This window comes from Streptomyces aurantiaciflavus, from assembly GCF_049808595.1.
Lineage (GTDB): Bacteria > Actinomycetota > Actinomycetes > Streptomycetales > Streptomycetaceae > Streptomyces.
The window spans coordinates 23,106-37,449 of record NZ_JBNCAQ010000039.1; the positions used below are offsets into that span (position 1 = coordinate 23,106).

Sequence of the window (14,344 nt, forward strand, 5' to 3'; positions counted from 1 at the left end):
TCGACACGAGGAGGGGGCGCCCGGTGTTCGCCGGGCGCCCCCTCCTCGTATGCGTCACGCCGTCCGCTTCACGCCGACCGCGTCACGCGATGTGGTCCTCCTCCAGCTCCGCCGAGTGGCGCTGCTGGAAGCGCTCCGCGAGAGCCTTCAGAGCGCTCGGGCTCAGCGTCGTGCCGTACGTCGCCTGGATGTTGTCCCCGAGGACCCGAGGCGTCGGGTAGCTGCCGTCTATCGACTGACGGAACACCTGGTAGTACGCCTCCTCGTCCGGTTCCGGCGGACCGCCGCCCTCACCCAGCTCACGGGTGCGGTTCGGACCCACCGGGATGGGGAAGCTGCCCGTCTCCTCCGGAGAGGGTTCCTGGCCGGGCGCGGGAGGCTCCTCCTGGTACTGGTCCTCGTACTGCTCGGCCTGGAGCTGCTCCTCGTACCACTGCTCGTACTGCGCCTCGGGGTCGTACTGGGGGTCGTAGCCGCCGTGGTACTCCACCTGCTGCGGATGCCGGGCGTGCAGCCACGGGTTCACTTCGGGCCCGGCTGCGGTGTCGGGGTACCCGGCGTCCTGAGCACCGGGTTGGTGGGGACGCTGCCCGCCGGGAGATGTCGCCCGCTGCGGGACGGGCGCCGCCCCGGCGGCACGATCGCCCGCGGCCGTGCCCGCGGGGGCGCCGGCCACCGCGTCCCCCGGGGCCGCCGTGAGCGCCGGGTTCGTCGCGGAAGCCGGCGTCAGCTGCTGCTGGGGCGCCGGGGGGAGCAACGCCGGCTCGATACCCGCGGCCGCCAGGCCCGCGGGAGCCGTCTCCACCAGAGGGACGCCGTACTTGGCCAGACGCAACGGCATCAGCGACTCCACCGGAGCCTTCCTGCGCCAGGCGCGGCCGAAGCGGGAGCGCAGCCTCGCCTGATAGACGAGACGTTCCTGCTCGAGCTTGATGACCTGGTCGTAGGAACGCAGCTCCCACAGCTTCATACGGCGCCACAGCAGGAACGTGGGCACCGGAGAGAGCAGCCAGCGAGTGAGGCGCACACCCTCCATGTGTTTGTCGGCCGTGATGTCCGCTATGCGGCCGATGGCGTGCCGAGCCGCCTCGACGGCGACCACGAACAGCACCGGAATCACCGCGTGCATGCCCACGCCCAGCGGGTCCGGCCAGGCGGCGGCGCCGTTGAACGCGATCGTCGCCGCCGTCAGCAACCACGCCGTCTGACGCAGCAGCGGGAAGGGAATACGGATCCACGTCAGCAACAGGTCCAGCGCGAGCAGCACACAGATGCCCGCGTCGATACCGATCGGGAAGACGTACGAGAAGTTCCCGAAGCCCTTCTTGATCGCCAGCTCGCGGACGGCCGCGTAGGAACCGGCGAAACCGATCCCGGCGATGATCACGGCGCCGGTCACGACCACGCCGATGAGAACGCGGTGCATCCGAGTCAGCTGGATAGGCGCGGCCACCCCTGCTCCCCTCCCGTTGCGTGTTGGTGCGCGCAACAGGGTGACACACGTGTGCGGCGCACGGGTTGCCGGTACGTCAGCTCTTCTTGGCCGCCGACTTCGACGGCGAGGCCGAAGAAGAGGCGGAGGAGGACGCGGACGGCGACGGCGACGACGACGGGGACGACGACGGCGACGACTTGCCCGGCGACGGGCTCGTGGCCGAACCGGCGCCCGCCGCCTCGCCGTTGGTCCCCTCACCGTTGGCCGACCAGACCGACGACACCGCCTCCTTGGCCGCCTTCTCCGCCGCCTTCGTCAGAGTGTCCGCGCTCGGCGACTTCTCGCCCGCCAGACCCGCGCCGTTGTAGTCCAGGGTCACCACGACGTTCTCGACCCGCGCCACCACCGTCTGCTGCTTGAACGCGCCTTCCTTCTTCTTCAGGTCGTAGCGCACCGTCGTCGCCTCGTCGCCCGCCCCGGCCAGCGGCAGCGTCTTGGCGTTCGTCGCGCCCGTCACCCCCTGCGCGTCCTGCACCTGCTTCGTGTAGTACTCCTGCGCCTGCTGCTCACCCGAGCCGGTCGCCGCGGCCGACTCGAAGCGCAGCAGGGAGACGTTCAGCCAACGGAACTGCGAGCCCTTCACACCGTTGTTGTCCAGGCTGGACCAGGAGCAGGACGCCCGCGTGGCGGTGTCGCTCGACGAGCCCTCCTTGCCCTTCGTCCCCTTCGGCACCAGCTCCGTCAGCGTCTTCTTCGACAGCACCGCACACGCCTCCGGCAGCGCCTTGTACGCCGCCGCCTGCACGGTCGGCGGAGCGCTCACGGTGGCGCCGGCCTCGGCGTTGGCGTTGGTGTCGGCACCGGCCTTCTGCGCGTCGCCGCCGGAACCGGAATCCGAGGAGCAGCCCACGGCGACCAGCATCACGGGGAGTGCGGCTGCCGCGGCGAGGAGACGGTTCAGGCCTCCGGCACGCTTCGTACGCTGGTCACGCTGGTCGTCTCGCTGGGCTCGTCGCTGCATGGTTCCTTCACTCATGACGCTCGTGGTTCCTGCGGTCGGATCGGGTCCGAGGGGCCACGGTACGCGGTGAAGAAGCTGTGTGGCTCCGCTTCCAGGGCTTTGCGGACCAGCGCCGGACGCCCGCGAAGTGCCCTCAGCCGGCCAGGGAGTCGGCGAGCTGCGCGGCCAGTTTCCGGGCCCTGTCCTGCATTTCCTTGCTGTCCGGCGTCGTGCCCGTAGTCGCCGGCTGCTCCTCGTACTGGATGGTCACGACGACGTTCGACGTGCGGAACGCCACAGTCACCGTGCGCTGTTCGGCCGTCGAACCGGAGTCGGTGAGCACGTCGTCGACGAACGCCTCGTCGCCCAGGTCGTCGAGGAGGCGGGGCTGGAGGTTGGCGGGGGCCGTGGAGACGGACGGGGAGGGGGACGTGGAGGCGGAAGAGGCCGAGGAAGGGGAAGGGGCGACGGGGGTGGCGGAGGGAGCCGCACCGGTGGCGGGGGAGGCCGTCCCGCTGCTCGTCTCCGAGGCCGCGGGCACCGGCAGGTCGGCCGCCGTCACCTTCTCGGCGAACAGCTCCTCGGCCTGACTGTCGTCACTGACCGCGTTGTCGTAGGACACCACGCGCTCGAAGTCGACGGAGAGGTGGTCGGTCGCGTCCGTCGACTGCACCTTCCAACGGCAGCCTGCCTTGCGGTCCGTGTCGTACGTCAGGGTCGCCTCGCCCTCGTACGCGGCCTCACGCTGGGTCTCGTCGGCGATCTCACGGATGCCGGGGAGGAGGGAGTCGAGAGTGGAGCGGCTGACGGCGCCACAGGCCTGCGGGAGCGTGTCGTACCGGCCGGGCTCGGCCGTGGGGGTCGCCGTGCCGGCCTGGCCCTGCTTGGAGTCGTCCGGCGTACCACCGTCGTCCGAGCCGCCGGTGCACCCGGCCAACAGCACCGCGAGGAGCGCGGCGACGCCGGATACGTACGCCTTCCGCTGCACGGTCGGCTCCTCTCGACGGTCACTTCGTGGCTGGCTGGTCGTGCTCGGCTCAGTGGTCCCCGCTGGTTATTCGCTTGCCGGGCGGGGGCGCCCCCTGCAGACAATGTGTATCGCACGCACCACCGTGGACGCCGGTCCGTTGTCCCCTTCGTCGACCTTGGCGCCGGTTTTGCGATTTCAGACTTCTGTTGTGTTTCCGGGGGATTGAGGAAGACATGTCGTACGTGGAAATGCCGGGCGCGAAGGTCCCCATCCGTATGTGGACCGACCCCGCGGCGGTCGAGGAGGGCGCACTCCAGCAGCTGCGCAACGTCGCCACCCTGCCCTGGATCAAGGGCCTGGCCGTGATGCCGGACGTGCACTACGGGAAGGGCGCGACGGTCGGGTCGGTCATCGCGATGCAGGGTGCGGTGTGCCCGGCGGCTGTGGGCGTCGACATCGGCTGCGGGATGTCGGCGGTCAAGACGTCCCTGACGGCGAACGACCTGCCGGGGGATCTGTCCCGGCTGCGGTCGAAGATCGAGCAGGCCATTCCGGTGGGGCGGGGGATGCATGACGATCCCGTGGATCCGGGGCAGCTGCATGGCTTCGGTACGGCCGGGTGGGGTGACTTCTGGGGGCGGTTCAACGGAGTTGCTGAGGCAGTGAAGTTCCGGCACGACCGGGCCGAAAAGCAGATGGGAACCCTTGGCGGGGGGAACCACTTCGTCGAGGTGTGCACGGATACGACCGGTTCTGTCTGGCTGATGCTGCACTCCGGTTCCCGCAACATCGGCAAGGAACTGGCCGAGTTCCACATCGGCGTGGCCCAGAAGCTCCCGCACAACCAGGGCCTGGTCGACCGCGACCTCGCCGTCTTCATAGCGGAGACCCCGCAGATGGCGGCGTACCGCAACGACCTGTTCTGGGCGCAGGAGTACGCGAAGTACAACCGCTCGATCATGATGGCGCTCCTGAAGGACGTGGTCCGCAAGGAGTTCAAGAAGGCCAAGCCGACCTTCGAGCCCGAGATCAGCGCGCACCACAACTACGTGGCCGAGGAGCGCTACGACGGGATGGACCTGCTCGTGACCCGCAAGGGCGCGATCCGGGCCGGTTCCGGCGAGTACGGGATCATCCCGGGCTCCATGGGCACGGGTTCGTACATCGTGAAGGGTCTCGGCAACGAGAAGGCCTTCAACTCTGCGTCGCACGGCGCCGGTCGGCGCATGAGCCGCAACGCGGCGAAGCGGCGCTTCACGACGAAGGACCTGGAGGAGCAGACGCGGGGCGTGGAGTGCCGCAAGGACTCCGGTGTCGTGGACGAGATTCCCGGCGCCTACAAGCCGATCGAGCAGGTCATCGACCAGCAGCGGGACCTGGTGCAGGTCGTGGCGAAGCTCAAGCAGGTTGTCTGTGTGAAGGGTTGACGCCCGTCGGAGGGAGGGGCCCGGGCCGGGTGGCTCGGGCCCCTTCTTCGTGCGTCGCGCGAGCGACTCGCGACGTCAGTTCCCGTGTCTCACCGCGTAGATCATCACGAAGGCGATGATGTGGATGCCGAAGAGGAAGTAGGCCAGGAAGATCCACACCTGGCGTTCGTCCTTCTTCTCCTGGGCCAGCCGGCGTTGTTCCGCTGCCCGTTCGGGGGAGATCTCCGTCCCCTCCGGGTTCTCTTCCGTCGTCACAGTTCCCTGTGGACCTTCGTGTTGGAGGCCTGGGCGCGGGGGCGCAGGATCAGGAGGTCGACGTTGACGTGGCTGGGGCGGGTCACCGCCCAGGTGATGGTGTCGGCCACGTCGTCGGCGGTGAGGGGTTCGGCGACGCCCTCGTAGACCTTGTCCGCCTTCTCCTGGTCGCCGCCGAAGCGGGTCAGGGCGAACTCGTCGGTCCTGACCATGCCGGGCGCGATCTCGATGACGCGGACCGGCCGGCCGACTATCTCCAGGCGCAGGGTCTCGGCGAGGACGTGGGCGCCGTGCTTGGCGGCGACGTAGCCGGCGCCGCCCTCGTACGTGCCGTGGCCGGCGGTGGAGGAGACGACGACGACCGTGCCGTCGCCGCTCGCGACCAGCTTGGGCAGCAGGGCCTGGGTGAGGTTCAGGGTGCCGATGACGTTCGTCTCGTACATCGTGCGCCAGTCGTCCGGGTCGCCGGTGGCCACCGGGTCGGCGCCGAGCGCTCCGCCCGCGTTGTTGACGAGGACGCCGATCGTCCTGAAGGCCGTGGCGAACTCGTCGACGGCCGCGCGGTCGGTGACGTCCAGCTGGTACGCCGTCGCGGAACCGCCCGCCGCGACGATCTCCTCGGCCAGTGCCTCGATACGGTCCTTGCGGCGGGCGGTGAGGACCACGCGGTAGCCGGCTGCGGCGAGCTGCCGGGCGGTGGCGGCGCCGATACCGCTGCTCGCACCGGTGACGACGGCGATGCGGGAGGCGGCGGACGGTGCGGCGGGGGCCATGGGGGCTGCTCCTCGGACGGGGTCGAAAGCGTGCTCGGCCAGGATAGGTGGGCGGGGCGCGCGGACGGTCGGCGATCTCGCTCCGCGGTCGCCCTTCGCGGTCCGTCTCGCTGGTCGGTCTCCGTGGCCTGTCTCGTTGGTCGGTCTCCGCGGTCCGCCTCTTTGGTCGGCCTCGGTGGGCTTCCGGTGGGAGAATGAGGGGGGTGATCCTCCTGTCTTCCGGAGGTGGACCATGGGGCAGGCGCGTGAGGTCATGGACCGGCTCACCGAGGCGCTGACCACGCAGCAGGACCCCGAGGTCATCGGAGAGCTGTTCGCGCGGGACGCGGTCGCCTTCACCCCCGACGGCGGGGAACTGCATGGGCGTGACGACATCGTTCGGTACTGGCGTCAGATGACGGGCGCCATACCCGAGGCCTCGTACGAGTCGCTGCACTCGTACGAGATCGGCAACACCGCCATCGACGAGGGATACTTCAGCGGCCGCAACGAGGGTCCGATCCACCTGCCCTCCGGGGAGTCGTTGCCCGCGACCCGGAAGGAGGTCAGGGTGCGCGGGGTCGATCTCGCCACGGTCGACGAGAACGGGCGGATCATCGACTACCGGCTCTACTTCGACGAGCTGGAGTTCCTGGGGCAGTTGGGGTTGTTGTCCGAAGAGCCGTCCTGAGGAGCGAACAGCACCGGTTCTCCTGGGCGTGCGCCTCAGCCGCCGCGCGGCGCCCACATGATCACGGCCATGCCCGCGAGGCAGATCAGCGCGCCCGTCACGTCCCAGCGGTCGGGGCGGTAGCCGTCGGCGACCATGCCCCAGGCCAGTGAACCGGCGACGAAGACTCCGCCGTACGCGGCCAGGATCCGGCCGAAGTGCGCGTCCGGCTGGAGTGTGGCGACGAAGCCGTACGCGCCGAGGGCCATGACGCCCGCGCCGATCCACAGCCAGCCGCGGTGCTCGCGCACGCCCTGCCAGACCAGCCACGCGCCGCCGATCTCGAAGAGCGCGGCGACGGCGAAGAGGGCGGCGGAGCGGAGGACGAGCATGGCAGCAGCTTGGCATGGCGGTGCCCTGTCGCCGGTGCCCGGGCGTCGTACGATCTGCGGACGGCGCTGACGAAGGGGTGTGCGGGCGATGTCCGGGAACGTGCGGTCGCGGTTGCTGGACGAGTTGTCCACCGTCTCCCGGCGGTACGTGGCCGCTTTCGCGTTGTTCAACCAGGCCGTCGCCGACCGTCTGGGGCTGCACCCCACCGATCTGCAGTGTCTGAACCTGCTGTCGTTGGAGCGGGCGCCGGTGACGACGGGCCGCGTCGCCGAGCTGACGGGGCTGACCACCGGGTCGGCGACGCGGCTGGTGGACCGGCTGGAGAAGGCGGGGTACGTCGTGCGGCAGCGGGACGCGGTCGACCGGCGGAAGGTGCTGGTGGCGACGGTGCCGGAGCGCATCGCCGAGTTCGGGCGTACGTGGGAGCGGCTGGGCGGCGACTGGAGCCCCCTCTTCGCGGACCTGGACGACGCCGAACTCGCCGTGATCGTGCGGCACATGCGGCGGACGGTGGAGTTCAGCGGGGAGCAGGTCGTGCGGCTGCGGGGAGGGCTGGTCTAGGGCATGGGGGCCACGAACACCGGTATGGACGCCGCCGACACCGGCATACGGGTCCCGGGGGCGGACACGGCCGTTGAGGCGCCCGCGCGCGGGCTGCCCCGGCACTGGCCGTTGCTGCTGGCCGGCGCCGCCGTGCTGCCGGGGGCGGTGCTGGTGCTCGTGGGGCGGTCGCTGGACGAGCCGGCCGTCCAGGCGTGGCGGACGGTGTGTCTGGCGGTGACCGTGCAGGCGCTGCCGTTCCTGCTGTTGGGTACGGCCCTGTCGGGGGCGATCAACGCGTTCGTGCCGGCGAGTGTCTTCAACCGGCTGCTGCCGAAGCGGCCCGCGCTGGCGGTGCCGGTCGCGGGGGCGGCGGGAGTGGTGCTGCCGGGCTGTGAGTGCGCGTCGGTGCCGGTGGCGAACAGTCTGATCGGGCGGGGGGTCACCCCGGCCGCCGCGTTCGCTTTCCTCCTGTCCGCGCCGGCCGTGAACCCGGTCGTGCTGACCGCGACGGCCATCGCGTTCCCCGGCAGTCCGGAGATGGTGCTGGCCCGGCTGCTGGCGTCGCTGGTCACCGCGGCCGTGATGGGCTGGCTGTGGCTCTGGCTGGGGCGCGCGGAGTGGCTGAAGCCGGCCGTGCGGCACACCGGGCACCGGCCGGGGGAGAGCCGGTGGACGGAGTTCCGGCGCGGTTTCCAGCACGACTTCCTGCACGCGGGCGGCTTTCTGGTGGTCGGGGCGATGGCCGCGGCGACCTTCAACGTGGCGGTGCCGCGCTCGGTGGTGGAGGCGTTCGCCGACTCGCCCTGGCTGTCGGTGCTGTTCCTGGCGGTGCTGGCGATCGTGCTGGCGGTGTGCTCGGAGGCGGACGCGTTCGTGGCGGCCTCGCTGAGCGGCTTCTCGCCGGTCGCGCGGCTGACGTTCATGGTGGTCGGGCCGATGGTCGACCTGAAGCTGATCGCCCTGCAGGCGGGGACGTTCGGGCGGGCCTTCGCGGTCCGCTTCTCGGCGGCCACGGCCGTCGTCGCGGTCGTGTGCAGCGTGGTGGTGGGAGGGGTGCTGCTGTGAAGCGGTTCGCGCAGGTGGGGTTGCTGGTGCTGAGCGGGCTGGGGCTGTTGCAGGCCGCGCTCTTCACGGACGCGTATCTGAGGTACGTGAAGGAGGGCATGCGGCCGCTGCTGATCGGGTCGGGGGCGGTGCTGATCCTGTTGGGGGCGGCGGAGGCGTGGTCCGCGTGGCGGCCGGCGAGACCGGCGGGGCACGGTGGTCGCGGTGACGGGGGGCACGGCGGCGGTCACGGCCACGATGACGGTCCCGGCCACGGTCACGGCTACGGCCATGGCGACGGGCACGGTCAGGGCGACGGGCACGGGCACGACCACTCCGGTGTCCCTCGAGTCGCCTGGCTGCTGTTCCTGCCCGCGCTGAGTCTGCTCTTCTACGCCCCGCCCGCGCTGGGTTCGTTCACCGCGTCCCGTGAGGCGCCCAAGGCGGTCGCCGTCGTCGAGGAGGACGGCTTCGATCCGCTGCCCGCGACCTCGCCGCTGCCGATCACGCTCACCGACTTCACCCAGCGGGTGCAGCAGGACACCGGGCAGGCCATCAAGGGGCGCACGGTCCGTATGACCGGCTTCGTCACGCCCGCCGACGGGGGCGACGGCTGGTATCTGACGCGGATCCTGTTGTCGTGCTGCGCGGCGGACGCGCAGTCGGTGAAGGTGCGGGTGTACGGGGTCGAGGCCCCGGCCGCCGACACCTGGGTGACGGTGACGGGCACCTGGCACGCGGGCGGCACCCTGGGGACGAGGTCCGCGCCGGTCGCGCTGGACGCCCGCGGCGTCGAGAAGGCGGAGCGGCCGACGAACGGGTACACGGACGCGCTGCCGCTCGGGCCCTGACCGTCGATCCCGTCCTGACGGTCGATCGCCCTCCGCGCGTCCCTACCGGGACGCGTATGCCGTCGGCGGTACGCCCACCGTCGCCTTGAAGTCACGGACCAGGTGGGCCTGGTCCGCGTAGCCCAGGTCCGCTGCCAGGGCCGCCCAGTCCACCCGCTCCTCGGTCTCCGCCCGTTCCAGGGCCTCATGGATGCGGTACCGGAGGATCACCCACTTCGGGCCGACCCCGACGTACGCGGCGAACAGGCGCTGCAGCAGTCGTACGGACACGCCCTCCGCCTTCGCCAGGTCGGTGACGCGGCGGACGGCGCGATCGGTGCGGATGTGGTCGACGAGGGTCATCGCCTGGTCGGCCTGGGGGTCGGGGTGGGGGCCGAGGGTGAGGAGGAAGGCGTCGAGGGCGGTCACGCGGGCGTCCTCGCCGTCGGGGGAGAGGACGGGCTCCGGGTCGGTGTCCGGGAGGCGGACCCGGCGGCCCGTCCAGTCGCTCACGGGGTGGTCCGGTGCGAAGGGGCGGAAGCCGCCGGGGCGGAACTGGATGCCGCAGACCCGGCCCCTCCCCTCCAGTTTCTGGGTGAAGAGGCCGAGGCCGATCCCGGCGAGCTCGGCGAAGGGGGCCCGGCCCTCGTACCGCTGGAAGACGAGGTTCACCGAGGGGTGCGGGACCACGTGGGAGGCGTACGGCTGGTCCAGGTCCCAGTCGATCAGCCAGTAGTGCTCCAGGTAGGGGCGCAGCGGCGGGGCCGGTTCGCGGCGCCGGAAACGGACGCGGGCGAAGAGCTCCGCGGCCTCGACGATGCCTCGGGTGTCACGGCGTGGGGCGGCCATGCCGGGATCGTAGGGCGGGGCACTGACAGTCGGGGGTACGCGGGAGGAGGCGGGCGAGGGGGTGGGGAAGTGGCGGGGAGAGCAGCGGGGAAGCGGCGGGAGGGCAGCGGGGAAGTGGCGGGGAATAGGGGCCGCGGGGTGGTCGTTCAGGCGATATAGTTCAACGGTCAACAACTTTGGAGGTTGAGCGACCATGCAGTTCGGGATCTTCACGGTGGGCGACGTCACACCGGACCCGACGACCGGCCGTACGCCGACCGAGCGCGAGCGGATCAAGGCCATGGTCGCCATCGCGCAGAAGGCCGAGGAGGTCGGGCTGGACGTCTTCGCGACCGGCGAGCACCACAACCCGCCGTTCGTGCCCTCGTCCCCGACCACGATGCTCGGCTACATAGCCGCGCGGACCGAGAAGCTGATCCTCTCCACCTCGACCACCCTGATCACCACCAACGACCCGGTGAAGATCGCCGAGGACTACGCGATGCTCCAGCACCTGGCCGACGGGCGCGTCGACCTGATGATGGGGCGCGGCAACACCGGGCCGGTCTACCCGTGGTTCGGGCAGGACATCCGGCAGGGCATCAACCTCGCCATCGAGAACTACGCCCTGCTGCGCCGGCTGTGGCGCGAGGACGTCGTCGACTGGGAGGGCACGTTCCGTACGCCGCTGCAAGGGTTCACCTCGACCCCGCGCCCGCTGGACGGCGTACCGCCGTTCGTCTGGCACGGCTCCATCCGGTCGCCCGAGATCGCCGAGCAGGCCGCGTACTACGGTGACGGCTTCTTCCACAACAACATCTTCTGGCCGGCCGACCACACCAAGCGGATGGTCGAGCTGTACCGGGCCCGGTACGCGCACTACGGGCACGGCACGCCCGAGCAGGCCATCGTCGGCCTGGGCGGTCAGGTCTTCATGCGGAAGAACTCGCAGGACGCCGTCCGTGAGTTCCGGCCGTACTTCGACAACGCTCCCGTGTACGGGCACGGGCCGTCGCTGGAGGACTTCACCGAGCAGACCCCGCTGACCGTCGGCTCGCCGCAGCAGGTGATCGAGAAGACGCTGTCCTTCCGTGAGTACGCCGGCGACTACCAGCGCCAGCTGTTCCTGATGGACCACGCGGGGCTGCCGCTGAAGACCGTCCTGGAGCAGCTCGACCTGCTCGGCGAGGAGGTCGTGCCGGTGCTGCGCGAGGAGTTCGCCAAGGGCCGTCCGGCCGATGTGCCTCAGGCGCCCACCCACCAGTCCCTGCTCACCGCCGCGCGGACCGCGAAGGACACGCAGACCTCCGAGGACGCGCAGACCGCGAAGAAGGAGACCGTCGCATGAAGCTCGTCGTCGTCTCGGCGGGGCTGAGCGTCCCGTCGTCCACCCGGCTGCTGGCCGACCGGCTCGCGGCGGCCACCGCCGGGCGGACCCCGGCGGAGGTGGAGGTCGTGGAGCTGCGCGACCTCGCCGTCGAGATCGCGCACAACTTCACCAACGGGTTCCCGGGGCGGAAGCTGGCGGCCGCGCTCGACGCGGTCACGGCGGCGGACGGGCTGATCGTCGTCACGCCGGTGTTCTCCGCGTCGTACAGCGGGCTGTTCAAGTCCTTCTTCGACGTGCTGGAGAAGGACGCGCTGGCGGGGAAGCCGGTGCTGATCGCGGCCACCGGTGGTTCGGCCCGGCACTCGCTGGTGCTGGAGCACGCGCTGCGGCCGCTCTTCGCCTACCTGCGGGCCGTCGTCGTCCCGACCGCCGTCTACGCCGCCTCGGAGGACTGGGGCGCGGAGGGGCTGCCGGAGCGGATCGAGCGGGCCGCCGGGGAGCTGGCGGGGTTGATGAGCGGCCTGTCGGCGGTGAAGCCGGCGAAGCCGGCGCAGGACGAGTTCGAGGTCGTGCCGTTCGCGGAGCAGCTCGCCGCGCTGCGCCCCGCGGGGTGAGCGGACGGCACGGGGGCGCGCGCCGGGTTGCGCCGCCGTGGGTGAGAGGCACGTAAGAACGACGCCGGGTGAGCCGCTCATCACGTCGTACGACCGCGTTGGCTTGGCAGACTTGAACCCGTGCCTCAGACCGTGCTCCTCGCCGAAGACGACCGCGCCATCCGTCACGCCCTCGAACGGGCCCTGACTCTGGAGGGCTACCAGGTCACCGCGGTCGCCGACGGCGTCGAGGCGCTGGCGCACGCCCACAAGTCGCCGCCGGACGTGCTCGTCCTCGACGTGATGATGCCCGGCATCGACGGCCTCCAGGTCTGCCGGGTGCTGCGCGCCGAGGGCGACCGCACGCCCATCCTGATGCTGACGGCGCTCGTGGAGACCGCCGACCGGATCGCCGGCCTGGACGCGGGCGCCGACGACTACGTGGTGAAACCCTTCGACGTGGAGGAGGTCTTCGCCCGGCTGCGGGCCCTGCTGCGCCGTACCAACCCGGGGGCCGTCGTCGACGTGCCGAAGCCGGCGGCGACGACTTCCGAGCGGCACGTGGAGGCCGCCGGGCTGCGCATGGACCCGCAGGCGCGCCGCGCCTGGCGCGGGGAGCGGGAGCTGGAGCTGACCCGCACCGAGTTCGAGCTGCTGGAGCTGCTCGTGCGCAACGCGGGCATCGTCCTCGACCACTCCACGATCTACGACCGCATCTGGGGCTACGACTTCGGCCCCGGCTCCAAGAACCTCGCCGTCTACGTCGGCTACCTGCGCCGCAAGCTCGACGCTCCCGGCGCCCCGCAGCTGATCCACACCGTGCGGGGCGTGGGCTACGTGCTGCGGGAAGAGTGAGGGGCGCGCGGGTGGGCGGACGTCTGCGGCGGTGGGTGTCCCGGCGGCGCCCGAAGCTCGTCTCGCTGCGGACGACCTTCGCGGTGTCCTTCGCGGCCGTGACCGCCGCCGTGACCGTCCTCGTGGGTGTCCTGTCGTACTCGGCCGCCGCCCGGCTGGTGCGGGTGGACCAGGAGTCGGTGTTCGACGAGGTCGTGCAGGACCTGCGGGACGAGGTGCGCGACCAGGCGATGGACCCCGAGGACTTCTCCTCCTCCTCGCCGGGCCACGACATCGTGCGGCCGGCCCGTACGGACGTGCAGGTGCTGGGGCCGGACGGGGCGGTCGTCGACCCGGGCAGCCCCGGGCTGCCGGTGAAGGACGCCGACCGGAGGGTCGCGGCCGCCGCGACGGCCGGGGCGCACGCCGAGCACAAGGACGTCGACGTCGGCAGCGACGTCTACCGCGTCGCGACCGTCGCGCTGGGCGGCGGGCGGGGTGCGGTGCAGGTGGCGCAGGAGTTCAGCGACACGGAGGACCTGCTGCGGGCGCTGCAGCAGCGCACACTGGTGCTGATGATCGCGGTCGTGACGGCGGCCGGCCTGTTCGGCTGGTGGCTGGCCCGGCGGATCACCCACCGCCTGGTCATCCTCACCACCGCCGCCGAGGACGTCGCCCGCACCCGCCGGCTCGGCGTCCAGGTCCCCGTCACCGGCTACGACGAGGTCGGCCGCCTCGGCCGCGCCTTCGACCGCATGCTGGGCCGCCTCGCGCAGTCCGAGGAGGACCAGCGCCGCCTGGTCCAGGACGCGGGCCACGAGCTGCGGACGCCGCTGACGTCGCTGCGTACGAACATCTCGCTGCTCCACCGTATCGACGAGCTGCCCCCCGCCACCCGGGACGAGCTCGTCGCCGACCTCGGCCAGGAGGCCCGCGAACTCACCGACCTGGTCAACGAGCTGGTCGATCTCGCGGCCGGTCAGTCCGACACCGAGCCGCCGCAGCGGGTCGACCTCGCCGACCTCGCCGAGGAGGTCGCCGGCCTCGCCCGCCGCCGTACCGGCCGCCGGATCCTGGTCCGTGCGAGCGGCGACACCACCACCGACGGGCGGCCCGGCATGCTGCAGCGCGCGCTGTCCAACCTCGTCGAGAACGCCACCAAGTTCGACCGCGAGGGCAGGGCGCCGATCGAGATCAACCTCACCGGCCCGGCTCGGCCCGGCACGGTCCGTGTGGAGGTCCTCGACCGGGGCCCCGGCATCACCGAGACGGACCTCACCCGCGTCTTCGACCGCTTCTACCGGGCCGCGGACGCGCGGTCCCTGCCGGGGTCGGGGCTGGGCCTGTCGATCGTGCGGGAGGTGGCGCTGGCGCACGGGGGCGCGGCGTTGGCCATTAGGCGGGGGGGGGGGGGGGGGGGGGGGGGGGTGAACCGGGGGG

16 protein-coding genes are annotated in these 14,344 nt (G+C 71.5%); 9 read left to right on the forward strand and 7 right to left on the reverse strand.

The features are described 5' to 3' along the window. Window positions 1-82: 82 nt before the first annotated feature. The 3 genes from ACPT94_RS34680 to ACPT94_RS34690 form a co-directional block, all read right to left on the reverse strand. Window positions 83-1,426 carry a DUF2637 domain-containing protein gene (locus tag ACPT94_RS34680; protein ID WP_360338257.1) on the reverse strand — a complete coding sequence of 448 codons (1,344 nt, stop codon included), beginning with the start codon at window positions 1,424-1,426 and terminating at the stop codon, window positions 83-85. Between the two features lie 103 nt (window positions 1,427-1,529). After that, window positions 1,530-2,471, reverse strand: coding sequence for a DUF3558 family protein (locus ACPT94_RS34685; RefSeq protein ID WP_425247676.1), 942 nt, complete (start codon window positions 2,469-2,471; stop codon window positions 1,530-1,532). Window positions 2,472-2,589: 118 nt separating this feature from the next. Then, window positions 2,590-3,423, reverse strand: a complete 834-nt coding sequence (locus ACPT94_RS34690; RefSeq protein ID WP_425247677.1) for a DUF3558 domain-containing protein — start codon at window positions 3,421-3,423, stop codon at window positions 2,590-2,592. Window positions 3,424-3,638: 215 nt separating this feature from the next. Here ACPT94_RS34690 and ACPT94_RS34695 point away from each other — a divergent pair, with 215 nt between their 5' ends. Next, window positions 3,639-4,832 (forward strand): RtcB family protein, encoded by a 1,194-nt coding sequence (locus tag ACPT94_RS34695; protein ID WP_360338266.1) that lies wholly within the window; start codon window positions 3,639-3,641, stop codon window positions 4,830-4,832. Between the two features lie 75 nt (window positions 4,833-4,907). Here ACPT94_RS34695 and ACPT94_RS34700 read toward each other — a convergent pair whose 3' ends face one another. Continuing rightward, complete coding sequence (locus ACPT94_RS34700; protein WP_360338269.1) at window positions 4,908-5,087, reverse strand: hypothetical protein; 180 nt, start codon at window positions 5,085-5,087, stop codon at window positions 4,908-4,910. Next, window positions 5,084-5,860, reverse strand: coding sequence for an SDR family NAD(P)-dependent oxidoreductase (locus ACPT94_RS34705; RefSeq protein ID WP_360338272.1), 777 nt, complete (start codon window positions 5,858-5,860; stop codon window positions 5,084-5,086). Before ACPT94_RS34705 ends, ACPT94_RS34700 begins: the two co-directional genes overlap by 4 nt. Window positions 5,861-6,092: 232 nt before the next feature. Here ACPT94_RS34705 and ACPT94_RS34710 point away from each other — a divergent pair, with 232 nt between their 5' ends. Then, window positions 6,093-6,530, forward strand: a complete 438-nt coding sequence (locus ACPT94_RS34710; RefSeq protein WP_360338275.1) for an ester cyclase — start codon at window positions 6,093-6,095, stop codon at window positions 6,528-6,530. A gap of 35 nt (window positions 6,531-6,565) precedes the next feature. On the opposite strand, the gene ACPT94_RS34715 is transcribed toward ACPT94_RS34710, so the two are convergent. After that, the gene (locus ACPT94_RS34715; protein ID WP_360338278.1) at window positions 6,566-6,901 is read right to left on the reverse strand and encodes a YnfA family protein; all 336 of its coding nucleotides are present in this window, start codon (window positions 6,899-6,901) and stop codon (window positions 6,566-6,568) included. 88 nt (window positions 6,902-6,989) lie between these two features. Between ACPT94_RS34715 and ACPT94_RS34720 the strand changes: the two genes are divergently transcribed. The 3 genes from ACPT94_RS34720 to ACPT94_RS34730 are packed head-to-tail and all read left to right on the forward strand — an operon-like array spanning window position 6,990 to window position 9,340. After that, window positions 6,990-7,463, forward strand: coding sequence for a MarR family winged helix-turn-helix transcriptional regulator (locus tag ACPT94_RS34720; protein WP_360338281.1), 474 nt, complete (start codon window positions 6,990-6,992; stop codon window positions 7,461-7,463). Window positions 7,464-7,487: 24 nt separating this feature from the next. Continuing rightward, window positions 7,488-8,510: a permease gene (locus ACPT94_RS34725; protein WP_360338649.1), complete on the forward strand. Its 1,023-nt coding sequence runs from the start codon at window positions 7,488-7,490 to the stop codon at window positions 8,508-8,510. Continuing rightward, window positions 8,507-9,340, forward strand: coding sequence for a TIGR03943 family putative permease subunit (locus ACPT94_RS34730; RefSeq protein ID WP_425247678.1), 834 nt, complete (start codon window positions 8,507-8,509; stop codon window positions 9,338-9,340). The genes ACPT94_RS34725 and ACPT94_RS34730 overlap by 4 nt, the downstream gene beginning before the upstream one ends. Window positions 9,341-9,382: 42 nt before the next feature. On the opposite strand, the gene ACPT94_RS34735 is transcribed toward ACPT94_RS34730, so the two are convergent. Next, window positions 9,383-10,168, reverse strand: coding sequence for a DUF6597 domain-containing transcriptional factor (locus ACPT94_RS34735; protein ID WP_360338287.1), 786 nt, complete (start codon window positions 10,166-10,168; stop codon window positions 9,383-9,385). Window positions 10,169-10,361: 193 nt separating this feature from the next. On the opposite strand from ACPT94_RS34735, the gene ACPT94_RS34740 reads away from it, so the two are divergent. The 4 genes from ACPT94_RS34740 to ACPT94_RS34755 all read left to right on the forward strand — a co-directional run. Further along, a complete protein-coding gene (locus ACPT94_RS34740; protein WP_425247679.1) occupies window positions 10,362-11,495 on the forward strand; it encodes an LLM class flavin-dependent oxidoreductase in 1,134 nt (377 codons plus the stop codon). Next, the gene (locus tag ACPT94_RS34745; RefSeq protein WP_360338293.1) at window positions 11,492-12,091 is read left to right on the forward strand and encodes an FMN reductase; all 600 of its coding nucleotides are present in this window, start codon (window positions 11,492-11,494) and stop codon (window positions 12,089-12,091) included. Before ACPT94_RS34740 ends, ACPT94_RS34745 begins: the two co-directional genes overlap by 4 nt. Before the next feature lie 120 nt (window positions 12,092-12,211). Further along, window positions 12,212-12,925, forward strand: a complete 714-nt coding sequence (locus ACPT94_RS34750) for a response regulator transcription factor (RefSeq protein WP_360338296.1) — start codon at window positions 12,212-12,214, stop codon at window positions 12,923-12,925. Window positions 12,926-12,936: 11 nt separating this feature from the next. Next, window positions 12,937-14,344 (forward strand): sensor histidine kinase (locus ACPT94_RS34755; RefSeq protein ID WP_425247680.1); only part of this gene is annotated, 1,408 nt, incomplete at its 3' end.